Here is a 15328-nt window from a genome sequence, read left to right on the forward strand (position 1 = left end):
CCGTTTATAATTCTTAATTCATCATTCCTAATTACAAAAGATGCGTCCGGTAGAAGCGTTAAAAAATAGTTTTCCTTTTGAACCGACTGAAGACCAGGCGCGTCTGTTTGCCAAGCTGGATGAGTTTATCCTTTCTAAACAAGAGGAGCGCCAGGTATTCCTCCTGAAAGGGTATGCCGGTACAGGTAAGACCACAGTGGTAACATCGCTTGTTAAAATCTTAAATAAGTTCGGGTATAAGTATGTGCTGCTTGCTCCAACTGGCCGTGCAGCCAAGGTAATGTCAAGTTACAGCAACAAGCCTGCCCATACCATCCATAAAAAAATCTACCGTCAAACTGCAAATCCCTATTCCGAGGGACTTGCTTTTACCCGGATGCCTAACAAGTCAGACAATACTATTTATATTGTAGATGAGTCATCTATGATATCTGATGAAAGTGGTTTTGGGGAGAATGGGCTGTTGCAGGACTTGCTTCAGTACGTTTTTGATAAGAAGAACAACAAACTGCTTTTGATCGGAGACACGGCTCAGTTGCCGCCGGTGGGGCAGGCGCTGAGTCCTTCTCTGGATGCGGAGTACCTGAAGCAAAACTTCCGGTGCCATGTGCAGCAGTTAGAGCTGAAGCAGGTTATGCGCCAGGCTGAGAGCTCCGGAATTCTGATGAACGCTACCCAGCTACGGGACCAGATGAAGCAGGAAAACATGGAGATAAAGCTCTTTACCAAGGGCTGGCGCGATATCTATAGAATGACCGGTGAAAAACTGGAGGATGGGCTGCGGTATGCCTATGATAAGTATGGCATTGAGAACACCATCGTGATCTGTCGTTCTAACAAAATGGCTAACCTCTACAACCAGCACGTTCGAAGGCAAATCTTTTTTGCAGAAGATGAGATAGGAGTGGGTGATTACCTCATGATCGTCCGCAATAATTACTTCTGGTTACCTAAGGATTCTGACATTGGTTTTATGGCAAACGGTGATTTTGTAGAGATCACCAAGATTATCCGGGATGAGGAGATGTATGGCTTCCGATTTGCCGATGTGCGTGTACGCTTTGTAGATTATCCGGATGCACAGGAGGAAGAGGTGAAAATTATGCTGGATACATTGTATACAGATGCACCAGCCTTGCCTGCTGATCAGAATAAAAAGCTCTACGAGGAAGTGCTGAAGGATTATATGGATATTCCGAATAAGCGCGAGAGAAACAAGGAGTTAAAGAAAAGCCCATACCTGAACGCGTTGCAGGTGAAATTTGCCTATGCTTTAACCTGCCATAAAGCGCAGGGTGGTCAGTGGAAAGCAGTTTTTGTAGATCAGGGTTTTTTGAAAGACGACATGGTGAACGAAGAGTTTGCCCGGTGGCTCTATACAGCCCTCACCCGATCGTCGGAGGAGTTGTATTTGCTGAACTTTAACCAGCAATTGTTAGTAACCTGACAAAATAATATCTTAAATTGAGTGTTTTAACTTAAAATCTGCATCGTTTTTGATGTAACTTAAGTATAACGGATATCAAAAACCCTTTTAATCCTTTACAAAATGAAAAAAGTACTTCTATCGTTTGCATTTGCCGCGTTCGTAGCTGGTGGTGCTGTGGCACAGGAGCAACCTAAAACTAAAGCAGCAGCTCCACAGGAACAAGCTGTAAACGGACCTGCCCTTACTTTCGAGGAAACGGAGTATAACTTCGGCGATATCACACAAGGTGATGTTGTAGAGCATACTTTCAAATTTAAGAACACAGGTACACAGCCACTGGTGATTGAGCGCGTGGATGTGACATGCGGATGTACTACACCGGCTTGGTCTAAAGAGCCTATCATGCCGGGAAAAACTGGCTTCGTAACGGCTAAATTTAACAGCGCCGGTAAACTGGGGCAACAGAAGAAGGCTATAACTGTACACTCAAATGCCGCTGATGGCGCGAAGTATGTGTACATCGTAACGAACATTAAAGAAAAATCAGGAGCTAGTGCTAAGAACTAATTAGCTGGCTACCTTCTATAAAAAGCGAGAGGCTTCCAATTTTGGAAGCCTCTCGCTTTTTATAGAAGTATTATCTCGGTTGCTTAGGAAACTATAGTGCTTTAAAGATAGCGTAGAAAAGGGCTCCCCAGCCAACAATCATCAATGTGCCACCAATAGGCGTAATAGCTCCTAACCAGGTAATGCCGGTAACACAGAGCGTGTAAAGTGAACCGGAGAAAATAAATATACCTAAAAAGAAGCACCAGGCAGCAACCTGAAGGGCTGGTTGCTCAATCCTGAAGAGTAGCAGGCCTACAGCCAGCAGAGCCAGGGTATGATACATCTGGTATTTCACAGCTGTTTCAAAGGTGTCTGTTCGGCCACTTGCTTGTAGTAAAGGTGCAAGGGCATGTGCACCAAAGGCGCCTATGGCTACAGTTAGGCCACCTAAAACAGAGGCAATCAGAAGTATGGCTTTTTGAGTCATGTACAAGAGTGGTAAATCCTAAAAATATTACTCTTCTCCTTCCAGAGCCTCAATAACCTGTTCTTCAAACTCTTTCTGGCTGTCATACTGCGTGAACTCCAGCGTTTTCCCCTGTGCCTTCAGTTCCTGCACCACATCCAGGGCTACTTCAAGTGGTTCTATTTCTTTCCCGTTCAGGTCAGCATCCCAGTTGGCTCCAACCAACAGTGCATCCGAATACATACCAACACACCAGTTCTCAAGGAACTCTACAACAGAGATAGCCTCTGGCTGGTAGCCGGCCCAGTCGTCTTCGGCACAGGCAGCGGCACCTTTCTCTTCAGACCAGAAAAGAATCACTTCCGTATCCTCAAACTCAGCCGAACTGGAGGTAGCCCAGGTATCGTCATACGTTAAGCCCCAGACTTTATCTGTTTCTACTATGTTTTTAACAAAGGAACGATAGTTTTTTTCAATGTCTGCTGCACTTGTTGCCATAATGATCCGGTTTTGTTGTTTGTTGCTTTATTACAAAGGTATACTTTTCATTCAAAGAAAAGGTAAGGTTTCTATAGTTTACTGATGCCGTTGATGATTTTAACATCAGTCTTTTTCCAGTTGTTTGTACAGATTCGGGTAATCTGAAATCAAGCCATCTACACCTAAACGCCTTAATTTCTGCATTTCCTCTAGGCTATTTACTGTCCAGGGAATCACTTTTATTCCTTTGTTATGTGCAGCCTGTAAGAGCGCAGGGGTGATAAGTTCGTAGTCAGGACTGTAGACAGTAGGAGTGAAACCAAGTTCCTGCAAGTTCTGCTCCAAGCTGTTTTTGTTTTCTACAAGCAGGGAAGTTCTTACCTGCGGATACTTTTGATGAAGCACCTGTAGGGTACGTACATCAAAAGACTGAATGATCACATAGGGGAGAATGTTCTTCACCTCTAAAACCGCCATCAATCTATCAATGAACTCTTCAGGTTCCGGATGAAAAAGGCCATCCCCGGCCGGAGTAGATTTTGTTTCGATGTTGTAAAAGACCTGGGGCAGGTTGTGCTTCTTTAAATAAGCTTGTGATGAGTCGACAACCTCTTCCAAAAGGGGCTTATGTGTCTGCATCAGCTTTTGCTCCGGGAACCGGTCGTAATATTTTGAGCCTACATCAAACTTCTTAATCTCCTCATAAGGCAACTGGTATAGGACATACTTTTCAACATCCTCTTCAGGCACTTCTTTACCAGAGGGAAGTAGTTCATGTGCCGGATTGATAAACGGGTCATGGGATAGAAGCACTTTACCGTCTTTACTTACATGAGCATCCATCTCAAGGGTTGTTACTCCTAATTCAAGTGCCTTCAGCATGGCAGGAACCGTGTTCTCCGGCAAGAGACCGCGCGCGCCTCTGTGTCCTTCCAGGTCAAAACCCGGAAGTGGCGGGTAAGTAGCTGCGAAGGAGGGTATAGGAGTCATAGTTTTAGTGGAACAAGCGGAACAACTTAGAAGCAGCAGAAGAAAGAAGGTGCGGAACCCAGGCATTATTTATCATAATTCCTGCTGCCGAAGATGCCGCTACCTACCCTGATCATGGTACTACCTTCCTCAAGAGCTAGTTTCCAATCGGAAGTCATACCCATGGATATCTCTCTGAAGTCGTCGTTGGCAAAGAAGAAGGTTTCTTTCAGGTTGTGAAAACATTCGCGCAGGTAACGGAACTCCTGGCGCAGTTTTCCCTCGTCTTCAGTGTTGGTGGCTATGCCCATTACACCGGTTATCCGGATGTAGCTCATGTTCCTGTAATCCTCAGACTGCAGTAACGCCACCGCTTCCTCATAGCTCATCCCGAACTTGGTCTCTTCGTCGGCAATGGAAATCTGGAGCAGGCAGTTGATGGGCAAAGTCCTGTTCACCATTTCTGCACGCTTGTTAATTTCCTTAAGTAACTTGAGGCTGTCTACAGATTCTATGGTGTCAATAAACTCTGCGATATACTTAACCTTGTTTGTTTGCAGGTGCCCTATCAGGTGCCAAGCGATGTCGTGTGGTAGCAGAGCATACTTATCTACCAGTTCCTGTACTTTATTTTCACCAAAAATCCGGTGGCCTGCATCATAGGCCTCTTTTATTACCTCAACAGGATGCGTTTTACTAACTGCAACCAAGCGGCAGGGAGTATTCTTTAATTGTTTGTCAAAGTATAAAATGTTGTCTTTGATGCTCATAGTTTATGATAGTTTGTAAGCTGTCTTTGTTGTTTAATCAGTCTTCCAGCACATTCGTGATGAAAGTGTTTTTCAGAAGCATCCAGATCATGAGTAGCAATAATGCCCACTTCAGGTACACCTGATAGTAGTCGCGGGTATCACGGAATCTCTTTTCTGATACCTCCGTTTTTTCTAACCTGTTAATCTTCTGAAATACCTCCTGTAAAGCACTTTTGCTGTCTGCCCTGAAAAACTGACCTTCTCCAATCTGGGCAATTTTACGAAGGCTTCTCTCATCCATCTCGGCTTCCACGTACAGCGTTTTACCTGATTCATCGACATCGTATGCGACCTGCCCATCTTTACCAATTCCTATGGTATAAAGTTTTATGCCGTAAGCATAAGCCAGTTGTGCTGCTAACTCAGGGTCCAGGCTGCCGGCAGTGTTTTCACCGTCGCTTATTAAAATAATCACTTTACTTTTAGCCTCTGACTCACGCATCCGGTTTATTGCAACAGCCAGGGCACTTCCGATGGCGGTGCCATCGTTTGAAATCATCTTGAAGCCAATTGAATTTATACTTTCACGAAGTAACTGGTAATCTGTGGTGAGCGGTGCCAGGGAGTAAGCGTCACCTGCAAAAACTACCAATCCGATTCTATCCTGAACCCGGCCCTGTATAAAATCCTTTGCCACTTCTTTTGCGGCGGCAAGCCGGTTGGGGGTAATATCTGTTAACTCCATAGAGCCGGAGACGTCCAGCGCCAGCACAATATCTATTCCCTCCGCTGTTTGCTCTATCTGCTCGTTTACCCGCTGAGGCCTTGCCAAAGCCACCAGGATCAGCATCATGAACAGGATAAAAATTATTCGGGGGATGAAGCGTAACAGGCTAGTCCACTGCCATCGCACTTTATCCTCAAACATGGCCAGGTCGAGCTTGTTTTTGATATTTAAAGCAAGTAGCCACCTCATCAAAAACAAGATGAGCACCAGGGGCAGGGCATACAGCACAATGGGATATACCCAATCAAAGGAGCGAAGCGTGCTGTAGCTGAACCACTCAAGGCTTAGCCAGTCCCAGAAATCATCGGGTAGCTTTAGCATTATTTATAATTTCTCTTTGGGTTTTATAACGAGCCTTGGCAAATCGGCGGAGCATGCTCAAGGCTTTGTTCGTTTCAGGGTCAGCTTCTGCTGCGGCAGTACCATAAATAGCTCTGTCGCAAAGGCGAAGGGCTGTATTCACGCTTTCATCATCATTGTAGTACTCTACAATTTCTTTTGTTGTAAAGGAGTTAATGGCGCTCCGCTCAAGCTTTGTCAGGTAGTTTTTCCAAAGCGATACTGCTTTCTCCAAACTCTGAGAAGAGCCGGACTTAATAAAGCGATCGAGATGAGAATTGTACCGGGAGGCAAAGTACAGGTGGTCTTTACGGAGGCGGTACAGTTTATATTTTCGTTTGATGGTTTGCCCAAAAATAAACCACACAAGGCTCAGGAACACAGTAATGGCTACGATCCAGAGGAGCAACATTGGCCAATTAAACCTTTGCTCCACAGTAGTAAGTTTTGTATTTGCTTTTACAGATAGGGGTTCTACCACCTGCTCAACAAGCTGCTTCAGCACAACCTTGTCCGCTTCGGCATAAACCTCTAGTGTGTCTTCAGCGTGAAGCAAATAAACAGGTAGGGCCAACTGCTGTTCCGGTTGGGTCTCAAAGGTACGCAAGGTGTAAACAGCGCTGTCGGTACTGATACCAGCCTTAGTGTAGGTAGGAAAGAAGCTCTTGCTTACAAACTCAAAGGGAGCGAAGTTATAGTTGGCATCGGGCAAAACCACCTCCTGTGCTGCTGCATGGTGGTGCACCAAAGTGTATTGCAGCAGTTGCCCGATTTTTACTGTATCCTGATCGAAAGTGCCCACAGGCTTAGGGACCTGTTGCCCCCAGACCAGCCCCTGTACAAGCGTCAGAAGTATAATCAAAGTAATCTTATGCACCTCTTTTAGTTGACCTGTTTCTAAGCCTGAATAAATTTACCAGCTGAGGCACATAGTCCTCATTGGTCTGTATGGCCAAATAATTAGCCTGGTATTTCTGGCAGATCCGCACTACCTTTTCCTGGTTCTCGGCATACTGCGCGAAGTACCTTTTCTGGAATTCTTTGCCAGAGGTATTTACCCATAAGGTTTTACCACTCTCTTTATCCAGCACGGGCACAATACCAAGCGCAGGCATCTTTTGCTCCCGTACATCCAGCAGTTGCATTACAATAAGGTCGTGGCGCTTTGCCAGCATGGCCAGTTCCTTTTCATAATTTACATCAATAAAATCAGAGATTAGCAGGATAATGCTTCGCCTTTTGATGATATCCATAGTAAGCCTAATACCTGCAGCCAGGTTAGTTTTGGCGGACTTAGGCGATAACTCATTCAATTCTTTTATGATAGTATAAGCCTGTTGGATACCTTTGGCCGGTTTGATGTATTTTTCTTTTTGATCTGATATACATATGATACCAATCTGACTTTGCTGCCGAGCTGCCGACAAGGCCAACACACCACAAATTTCTTTGCCAACATCAATTTTCTGTTGTAAGCCTGTGCCAATACTTTGGGAAGCACTAACATCAAGCATCAGGAAAACAGACTGCTCTTTCTCCTCGCGATATGTTTTTACAAATGTGCCATGACCTTTGGCTGACACGTTCCAGTCTATAGAACGCACATCATCACCATACTGGTATGAGCGCACGTCGTCGAATTCCAGTCCTGTTCCCTTAAAAACAGAATGGAAATCGCCTTGCATTTGCGTGGTAATAGCCTTGCGAATGCGGATCTCATACTTGCGTAGCTTTTGAACAAGCTCTTTCATGGTTCAGGGCTGAAGCGTCAGATTTTAAAATTATGATATATTATCGTAATTTTCAGCTGTGAAAAGACTTTTCTATATACTTTTTTGCCTTGTCCTGCTAGGTTGCGGCAACCAAGGTTCCGATAAACCAGAAGGCCTGGTGCCCCAGGATAAAATGATACAGATTCTGGCTGATATTCATATAGCTGAATCACAGATAGAAACTAAGGTGATTTACCCGGATACAGCACTTATGACCTTTAATTATTGGCAAAAGGAAATATTGGAGAAGCATGGAGTGGAGGAGGAGAGATTTCGGGACACGTACCGTTATTACCAGGACAACCTGAAGGAAATGGATGTTCTCTATGAGATCATCATTGATACGCTGAGTGTGCGCGAAACTAAAATGAGGGCTGCCGCCGGTAATAACGACAGTCTTCCGGTAGAGGAGGAGCTTCCGGCGGGGCTTGAACGGGGGTATTAAAATCGCTTGTTCTGTAGCCCATAATCGGTAACAGGGTTCTACATTAGTTTGCTGCCGTTCGGTACTTTACCTGCTGGCTGTGCCAGGATAATATCTCCGTCCTCATCAGCAAAGCCTGTTACCAGTACCTCTGACATAAATTTACCAATCTGTTTTTTGCCCAGATTCGTTACACAAAGCACTTGCTTTCCCACAAGCTCTTCTTTGGTATAATGCTTTGTTATCTGTGCGCTAGATTTTTTAATACCCAACGGCCCAAGGTCTAATGTAAGCTTATAAGCGGGCTTGCGTGCTTCCGGGAAATCTTCAGCTTCTACAATTGTTCCTACTCTTATATCTGTCTGTTCAAACTGTTGCCAGGTAATTGTTTCCACTGTTTCTGAGGGTGCGTACATGAGGTAAAGTTTAGATTAAAGTGATTTAATTAGTGACTATGAACCAAGGAATCTCCATGTACCCCTTCATAAAATATATACTCACTGCATCGCCTTTATTGATCTGCTCATAAAACTCCTTTGTTACAGAAACCTCATCGGCTTCTTTTTGAGATCCCCAGGGAGTTAGTTCAATGTAATAAGAAGTAGATTTACCAGAGCTGATTCTTTTGTTTAAGACCTTCGAACTGTAAATTTCAGGAGTTGACGAATCGTTAAGGCAATTTATGACTATAGCTGTCCCGTAACTGTAGGCAAAGATAGTTAATGAAATACCCGCAACAGCCAGAAAACCTTTAGCGGATTTAAAATCAAACTCTTTGCTTCCAACAATAAGTACGACAATAAATGTGACTGAAATCAAAGCAGCTAAAAGCCAGACATTGTCATGGTTGAAGATGTTGAAGTCCAGCAAGGCTCTTAAACTAACTGCCATGCTCGGAGAAAAAATACCCCAGAAGACAGTAGGGTAAGCACTGTTTTTCTTCTCGTCGAAACGAATAAGGCCACCAGAGGTTTTCGCAATGATTATGGCAATGACTGGCACTACAACAGAAGCCACAATGGCATATTCATAAGGTGAAGGCCAAAACAGAGTCCAGGCTCCTACTAAGCCACCAATCCAACTCAGGACTTTTGCTGTCTTGCGTGCTTTTTTCAGTTTCTCCTCTCTTTGCTCATAAGTCCAGCCTAGCTCTTCGTTGTTAAGGATCTCCTGTTCCTCTTGCTCCATATTCTGTAAATTTAGGTCAGGATAGGAAGAAGATAGCCACTCCAGTATCTCATCAGTCTTACCTAAATAGGCAGAAATTTTGATTCTCTTCTTTCCTGGAACGGCAGACTCAATAAAGATATAGTTGTTGTCAACCCTATAGCCTTTTATTTCATCCAGCATGAGTTGCCGGTTCGTCAATGTAGTTTTAACAAAGACTCTGTCTTTGTCAATTACGAATCTCCCTTTGATAGTATCCAATACTCCCACGATCAGTAGGGCAAGCATTCCAAGCGAAACAGGCGTAAGTATCCAGTAAATACTTAAAGGCAGCTCTGTGCCAGGAATAAAAGGCATTACTAAAAGACCACTGAAAAGGGCGATAAGTAACGGAGCAACAATGTAAGTGAATATTGCCCAACCTTTTGCTGTTTTATATACTTTCATTTGATAGATGTAATGTGTTCTGGATTCAAGCTACTAATGTACTTGTGTAGGACTTTAATATTACACTGTAAGCTGTAGCTACTCTACCTTTGCTATACTTAGTTTCCATTTTTCAGTGGTGTCAAAATGCCTCATCCCTGAAATATAATGACCTGTGTAGGCAACACCAGCAGAAGGAAGGATTAACAGAAAAGCAGGAGGGTAAAGAGCAATTGTGCCAACAAGATAACCCACTGCTACAAAATAATAACCTGTGCCAGCCACTAATCCACCACCAATTTTTCTAAGGGCGCTTCCTTTAAGTTTACCTTTAATAGATGCGATTTCTCCTAAGGCAACTGTATCCGTTGAAGTAGCAATAACAGAGTCACCAATTAAAGAATAATCAGACAGGTACATTTTCCTGCCATCGGCCATTTTTACTTTTATCGGTTTGTTGCCCTTTATCTTGAGCTCCACCGGATATGATGCTCCGTTCTTGCTTAGTAGGAGCACGGGGTTAATATTGTTGCTACTTTGTGCAGTACAGCAGAAATAGGAGAAGACAAGCAGGACGAACAGAAGTTGTTTCATAGGTTAATCTGATATCAATTTTTAAGCTTGCAATTGGTTATAGGATGTGTTTCTCCTGCTATCTGTACTGCTCTTATAGTTTAACTGCTTTCTCATTAGCAGTAACTCCCTCTCTATTTCAATTTACTAAATATAACATAATAAAAATGTTTTAACGGCTCCTTTACAGTGCTTCAGAAACTTATATTTTTTGCACTCCGTAATCCTATGCAAGACCTGTACTTGGTACAGGTTGCCACTTTGTTGTGAATAATCAAGAAACTATGAAAAAGGAATCCGGAGCTAGCTTACCTGTTTGGGTAGAAAACGTGACTTTGCCCACCACCCATAAATTAGACAATAATTTGACCTGCGATGTGTGTGTGGTTGGTGGTGGTATTGCAGGCCTCACTACAGCCTATTTACTGGCTAAAGAAGGACAACGTGTGATTGTGTTAGAGGCCAAAGCCATCGGAGGTGGCGAAACAAGCCGTACTACAGCACACTTATCCAATGCCCTTGATGACAGGTATACCAATCTGATTAAGAACTTTGGTAAAGACGGAGCAAGACTTGCCTGTAAAAGCCATGGCAGGGCAATTGAGCTCATAGAGGAAATAGCGAAGGAAGAGAACATCGACTGTGATTACCATAAAGTAACAGGCTATCTTTTTGCGAATAACAGAGAGCAGGGGGAGGAGCTGATGCGTGAGTTGGAGGCTGTGCAACAGATTGGTTGGCTTGATGTGGTAATGCGTAAGGAGTGTCCTCTTGATACACTGACAGCTTTACCTTGCCTTGAGTTTCCTTCCCAGGCACACTTCCATGTGATGAAGTATCTGGCCGGGCTTACAAAGGCTATTGTAGAGAAAGGTGGACAAATTTATACAGACACGAAGGCTGTAGAATTTAAATCCGGCCCGGTAGTAACGGTAAAAGCTGAAAATGGCCATACAGTTTCCGCTAATCATTTAGTGGTAGCTACTAATTCCCCTGTAAATGATAAAGTTACAATTCATACAAAGCAGGCTCCTTACAGAACTTACGTAGTGGCGCTGGCTGTACCAAAAGGTGCTGTGCCTGATGCACTGTTCTGGGATCTGGATGAACCGTATCATTACATCCGTTTACTGGGTGCTGCGGCCCGAGGCTCTGATAAGGACCTGTTGATTATTGGAGGTGCAGACCATAAAACAGGGCAGGAGACTCAAACTGCTAACCACTTATTTGAATTGGAGCGTTGGGCAAGACTAAAATTCCCGATGGCTGAGGAGGTGGAGTACCGTTGGTCCGGACAGGTATTTGAGCCTGTAGATGGTTTAGCTTACATTGGTCGTAATCCGGGGGATACAGATAATGTTTATATCGCTACCGGAGATTCTGGCCACGGTATGACGCATGGTACTATTGCCGGTATGCTCATCACCGACCTAATCATGGGACGAAAAAATGAATGGGCAAACCTTTACGATCCGGGAAGAATAAACTTTAAATCTGCCGGTGAGTTTTTAAAGGAAAATCTCAATGTGGCCGCTCAATACAAGGACTACGTTACACCTGGTGAGGTAGAAGATAAAATGCATGTGATGCCTGGTACAGGTGCCATTATGCGAAAAGGAACTGAAAAAGTAGCCGTTTACTGCGATCAGGACGGTGTACGTCATGAGTGTTCTGCAGTTTGTACGCACCTGGGTTGTATAGTTAGCTGGAACAGCGTAGAAAGCTCCTGGGATTGCCCATGCCACGGATCACGTTTTGATCCTTTTGGAAGAGTGGTCACAGGGCCTGCCATAAAGGATCTCGATAAGATAAAGAAAGGTTGAAGACAAAAGACCCCGGTAGTTTCATCTACCGGGGTCTTTTGTCTTCAACTCTTCTTTACCTGTACGCCTGTAAGCCTGAAAGACGCTTAGAAATATGAGCAGCCCAAACCTCTTCCTCGTTTCTGTTCAGGCCATGACTGCTGTCCTTGTCAAACAATGCCTGCTCTTCTTTCCATTCTTTGAAAGCGTTTTTTACAGCTACATTTAGATTTTCCTGAAGATTTGTACAACTTGCCCCCAGGCTGTTTAGCTTTTTCCTGAGTTGCCTGGCGTGCACTTCAGTCAGGTCAAAGTGTAATTGCTCGTGCTTCAGTAGCTTCTCGGACTTCTTATTTCTGGACCACGATTGTTGGGGTAAGAAAACACACTTAACATCATAGGACACTTTGTTGCTGCTGCACCTGGCATCCACGGCCAGGTTGGCTGCTGTTAAAGCATGATGTCCGTTGGTTTCATCCGGCCTGCCTTTAAAGTCCTCCCAGGTAAGCCTTCTGTCAGCTGACCAGGAAACTTTTTCGACAATGACTGCCTCAGTGTTGCTTACAGTGGGTGCTGCCTTCGGTAACGGTGAGGTAGCTGGCGCTAGGATAGGTGCAACAACGCCCATCCAAAGCGACATGGCTAGGGTAAACGTAAACATTTTGACTTGGCTAAAAGTTAAAAAGTGTTCGTATCAAAGCAACGCGACCTGAAAATTTTTAGTGCCAGCTATAGTGCAATTTTTTTGTACCTGCTGCTTAAGTCTCTGAAACGCAGGAACAAAAGTATTGCGGCTACGGATAATCCTACCAAAAGGCCTGTCCATACTCCGCTTACACCAAGTCCGGCTTTGAAACAAAGCAGGTATCCTACCGGCAGCCCAACCACCCAATAAGCAATCAGTGAAATGAGTCCAGGTATGCGTACATCTTCCAGTCCCCGCAAAGCCCCCAGACCTACCACCTGCACGCCATCAGAAATCTGAAAAAGCGCTGCTATAATGAGAAGGGTAGAGGCAATCTGTATTACTTCAGGATCATCAATGTAGAGCATCGGGATCAGTTTGTTGCCAAAAACCATAAGTAAGCCGCTGCCTATCATAAAAAGTATACCCATGGCAAAGCTGCTGTTACCTGCTACCCGCATTGCTCTGAAGTTGCCTAACCCTTTTTGATTCCCTACCCGGATAGTAGCAGCTGCTGCAATACCACTGGCCATCATATAGGTAACAGAAGCAACATTTATAGCAATCTGGTGCGCTGCCAGCTCTTTGGCCCCCATCCAGCCAATCATTACTGCTGAAAAGCTGAAGGCTCCCATCTCAAAGATCATCTGTCCTGAGATGGGCAAACCTAATTTAAAAATATGATACATGTGCAGTACCGATAGGTGCCGAAGCTTCAGAAACCTTCTTAAAATCTCAAATCTCTTGGCGAATAGTACATAGCTTGCCATCATGATAGCCATGACAATTCTGGAGATGAGGGTTGCCCAACCTGCTCCTACCAAGCCCATCGGCTCAAAGCCAAACTTTCCAAAAATGAGGATATAGTTCAGCACAATGTTCAGGCTGTTTGCCACAACTGAAATGTACATAGCCTGCTTCGTGAGCGAAAGGCCTTCTGCAAACTGGCGGAAAGCCTGAAAAACCATCAGCGGCACCATAGACAGGAAAAGGATATTGAGGTAAGGTATAGCCAGTTCCACTACTTTCGGTGGCTGATCTAATAAAGTAATGTATGGGGAGAAAAAGTACCCGGCTATGAAAAGGAGAACTCCCAGAATCACATTTGAAATTAAACCATTCAGCAGCAGCAAAGAAATACGGGTATAGTTACGCCTTCCTTCTGCCGCCGCTATAAGGGGAGTGATGCTGTAAGAAACACCAAGCCCGAAGACCAATGTGATGGTAAAGATGCTGTTTCCCAAGGATGCTGCAGCAAGAGGCAGCGTACCAATCTGCCCCACCATCAGGCTGTCGAAAACACTTACCATTATGTGCCCCAGCTGGCTCAGTACAACAGGATAAGCCAGTGTGAAATTTTTGGAGAAGTGTTCTTTATACTCTGCAGTGTTCATTGCGCGTGCCCTTAAGAGCCCGCAAAATTAGTTCTTTTCTTTTGAAGCAGCAGTGCTTTTTCAAATTTAGTGATTACAGAAATAATGTGTTAATACCTGCCCTCCACGTTTTCCATATACTTTTGTCCAGATCCTGTATTAAGCAAAAGGATCTCATCTTCTGGAGAAACTGTTCCCTTATCCACGAGTTTACGGGCAGCCATCCAGATAGCAGCACCTTCGGGAGCAACAAACAATCCCTCTGACTTTCCTAACTCCCTTATTCCCTCAAGCATTTCATCTTCGGTTATGCTTATAGCTGTGCCGCCTGATTCGTGAAGTACTTTAAGCATCATGTGCTCACCAAGCGGCCGTGGTACAGCCAGGCCATTGGCAATAGTGGGTTTACCGTTATAATTTTTCGCATTAGCTTGCATTCCATAGAAGGTATCAACAAGCGGTTTGCAATTGGCAGCCTGTACGGCAATCATGCGGGGCAGCTTTATATCTGCAGGCAACCATCCAATTTCCTGCATTTCTTTAAATGCCTTCCATATTCCTATCAGTCCAGTGCCTCCCCCAGCAGGGTATAAGATGACAGCCGGTACGTTCCAGTCAAGCTGCTCTGCTATCTCGTAGCCCATTGTTTTTTTCCCCTCCAGGCGATAAGGCTCCTTAAGAGTAGAAACGTCCAGAAGGCTTCCATCTACGTTCAACTCTTTTGCCTTAGCGGCACAATCATTTATCAGTCCATCTACTAAATGTACCTCTGCACCATACCAGTAGCACTCTTCCCGAAAAGCCTTTGGCGTGTGGCGCGGCATCACGACCACTGCACGCATGCCAGCCCGGGCACAGTAAGCAGCCATGGCAACACCTGCATTTCCGGCAGTAGGAATAATGCAGCCCTCCACTCCGAACTCCTTTGCTTTTGATATGGCCATACTTAATCCTCTGGCTTTAAAGGAACCTGTCGGATTCTGGCCTTCATCCTTCAGCAGTAACTGCTGAAGGTTGTACTTTCTGGCCAGGTTATCTAACTGGAGCAAGGGTGTGAATCCTTCGCCAAGGGTGACAATATTTTCATCTGCCAGTACGGGCAACATTTCGCGGTAGCGCCACATCGTGCCCTGCCGGTTAAGCAGGTCCTTTTTACTGAAAGGTTCATCTATATTGTACTGAGACTCCAGCGGCAATTGGCAGCAGGATGATACTAGCTGTGGCTTAAACGCATTATGTGTTTCGCCACAACCGGAGCAGGTTAAGTGGCTAAGGTGACTATGGGTTTGTGTGATGGTTTGCATAGTAAATTCTAAAATCTTTACTACGTCAAAA

At 44.6% G+C, this 15328-nt stretch carries 17 protein-coding genes; 4 read left to right on the plus strand and 13 right to left on the minus strand.

Annotation, left to right across the window (positions count from 1 at the left end):
• Positions 1-40: 40 nt before the first annotated feature.
• Positions 41-1447, plus strand: coding sequence for an ATP-dependent DNA helicase (locus ACFSRY_RS01985; RefSeq protein ID WP_377502909.1), 1407 nt, complete (start codon positions 41-43; stop codon positions 1445-1447).
• Positions 1448-1549: 102 nt separating this feature from the next.
• Positions 1550-1996 (plus strand): DUF1573 domain-containing protein, encoded by a 447-nt coding sequence (locus ACFSRY_RS01990; RefSeq protein ID WP_377502911.1) that lies wholly within the window; start codon positions 1550-1552, stop codon positions 1994-1996.
• A gap of 91 nt (positions 1997-2087) precedes the next feature.
• On the opposite strand, the gene ACFSRY_RS01995 is transcribed toward ACFSRY_RS01990, so the two are convergent.
• The 7 genes from ACFSRY_RS01995 to ACFSRY_RS02025 all read right to left on the minus strand — a co-directional run bounded on the left by ACFSRY_RS01995 (position 2088) and on the right by ACFSRY_RS02025 (position 7522).
• A complete protein-coding gene (locus ACFSRY_RS01995) occupies positions 2088-2465 on the minus strand; it encodes a DUF423 domain-containing protein (RefSeq protein WP_377502913.1) in 378 nt (125 codons plus the stop codon).
• A 27-nt stretch (positions 2466-2492) separates the two neighbouring features.
• Complete coding sequence (locus tag ACFSRY_RS02000; protein WP_377502915.1) at positions 2493-2942, minus strand: DUF2750 domain-containing protein; 450 nt, start codon at positions 2940-2942, stop codon at positions 2493-2495.
• Positions 2943-3047: 105 nt separating this feature from the next.
• Positions 3048-3914, minus strand: a complete 867-nt coding sequence (locus tag ACFSRY_RS02005) for a glycerophosphodiester phosphodiesterase (protein ID WP_377502917.1) — start codon at positions 3912-3914, stop codon at positions 3048-3050.
• Positions 3915-3979: 65 nt separating this feature from the next.
• Entirely contained in the window at positions 3980-4663 is a 684-nt protein-coding gene (locus ACFSRY_RS02010; protein ID WP_377502919.1) for a YggS family pyridoxal phosphate-dependent enzyme, read from the minus strand.
• A 37-nt stretch (positions 4664-4700) separates the two neighbouring features.
• Positions 4701-5753, minus strand: coding sequence for a vWA domain-containing protein (locus tag ACFSRY_RS02015; RefSeq protein WP_377502921.1), 1053 nt, complete (start codon positions 5751-5753; stop codon positions 4701-4703).
• Positions 5734-6648 (minus strand): hypothetical protein, encoded by a 915-nt coding sequence (locus ACFSRY_RS02020; RefSeq protein ID WP_377502924.1) that lies wholly within the window; start codon positions 6646-6648, stop codon positions 5734-5736. Before ACFSRY_RS02020 ends, ACFSRY_RS02015 begins: the two co-directional genes overlap by 20 nt.
• On the minus strand, positions 6641-7522 hold the full coding sequence (locus ACFSRY_RS02025; RefSeq protein ID WP_377502926.1) for a DUF58 domain-containing protein: 882 nt from the start codon (positions 7520-7522) through the stop codon (positions 6641-6643). The genes ACFSRY_RS02020 and ACFSRY_RS02025 overlap by 8 nt, the downstream gene beginning before the upstream one ends.
• 58 nt (positions 7523-7580) lie before the next feature.
• Here ACFSRY_RS02025 and ACFSRY_RS02030 point away from each other — a divergent pair, with 58 nt between their 5' ends.
• Complete coding sequence (locus ACFSRY_RS02030; RefSeq protein ID WP_377502928.1) at positions 7581-7988, plus strand: DUF4296 domain-containing protein; 408 nt, start codon at positions 7581-7583, stop codon at positions 7986-7988.
• A gap of 38 nt (positions 7989-8026) precedes the next feature.
• On the opposite strand, the gene ACFSRY_RS02035 is transcribed toward ACFSRY_RS02030, so the two are convergent.
• From ACFSRY_RS02035 to ACFSRY_RS02045, 3 genes are all read right to left on the minus strand, one after another.
• Positions 8027-8383: a tRNA-binding protein gene (locus ACFSRY_RS02035; RefSeq protein WP_377502930.1), complete on the minus strand. Its 357-nt coding sequence runs from the start codon at positions 8381-8383 to the stop codon at positions 8027-8029.
• A 25-nt stretch (positions 8384-8408) separates the two neighbouring features.
• Positions 8409-9581, minus strand: coding sequence for a hypothetical protein (locus tag ACFSRY_RS02040; RefSeq protein WP_377502932.1), 1173 nt, complete (start codon positions 9579-9581; stop codon positions 8409-8411).
• Positions 9582-9659: 78 nt separating this feature from the next.
• Positions 9660-10154: a hypothetical protein gene (locus ACFSRY_RS02045; RefSeq protein ID WP_377502934.1), complete on the minus strand. Its 495-nt coding sequence runs from the start codon at positions 10152-10154 to the stop codon at positions 9660-9662.
• A gap of 263 nt (positions 10155-10417) precedes the next feature.
• On the opposite strand from ACFSRY_RS02045, the gene ACFSRY_RS02050 reads away from it, so the two are divergent.
• Positions 10418-11956: an FAD-dependent oxidoreductase gene (locus ACFSRY_RS02050; protein WP_377502936.1), complete on the plus strand. Its 1539-nt coding sequence runs from the start codon at positions 10418-10420 to the stop codon at positions 11954-11956.
• 55 nt (positions 11957-12011) lie between these two features.
• On the opposite strand, the gene ACFSRY_RS02055 is transcribed toward ACFSRY_RS02050, so the two are convergent.
• The 3 genes from ACFSRY_RS02055 to ACFSRY_RS02065 all read right to left on the minus strand — a co-directional run bounded on the left by ACFSRY_RS02055 (position 12012) and on the right by ACFSRY_RS02065 (position 15297).
• Positions 12012-12596 (minus strand): DUF922 domain-containing protein, encoded by a 585-nt coding sequence (locus ACFSRY_RS02055; protein WP_377502938.1) that lies wholly within the window; start codon positions 12594-12596, stop codon positions 12012-12014.
• 68 nt (positions 12597-12664) lie between these two features.
• Entirely contained in the window at positions 12665-14014 is a 1350-nt protein-coding gene (locus tag ACFSRY_RS02060; RefSeq protein ID WP_377502940.1) for an MATE family efflux transporter, read from the minus strand.
• A gap of 89 nt (positions 14015-14103) precedes the next feature.
• Complete coding sequence (locus ACFSRY_RS02065) at positions 14104-15297, minus strand: threonine synthase (RefSeq protein ID WP_377502942.1); 1194 nt, start codon at positions 15295-15297, stop codon at positions 14104-14106.
• Positions 15298-15328 lie beyond the last annotated feature (31 nt).

Source organism: Pontibacter locisalis (assembly GCF_042684605.1).
Taxonomy (GTDB): domain Bacteria; phylum Bacteroidota; class Bacteroidia; order Cytophagales; family Hymenobacteraceae; genus Pontibacter; species Pontibacter locisalis.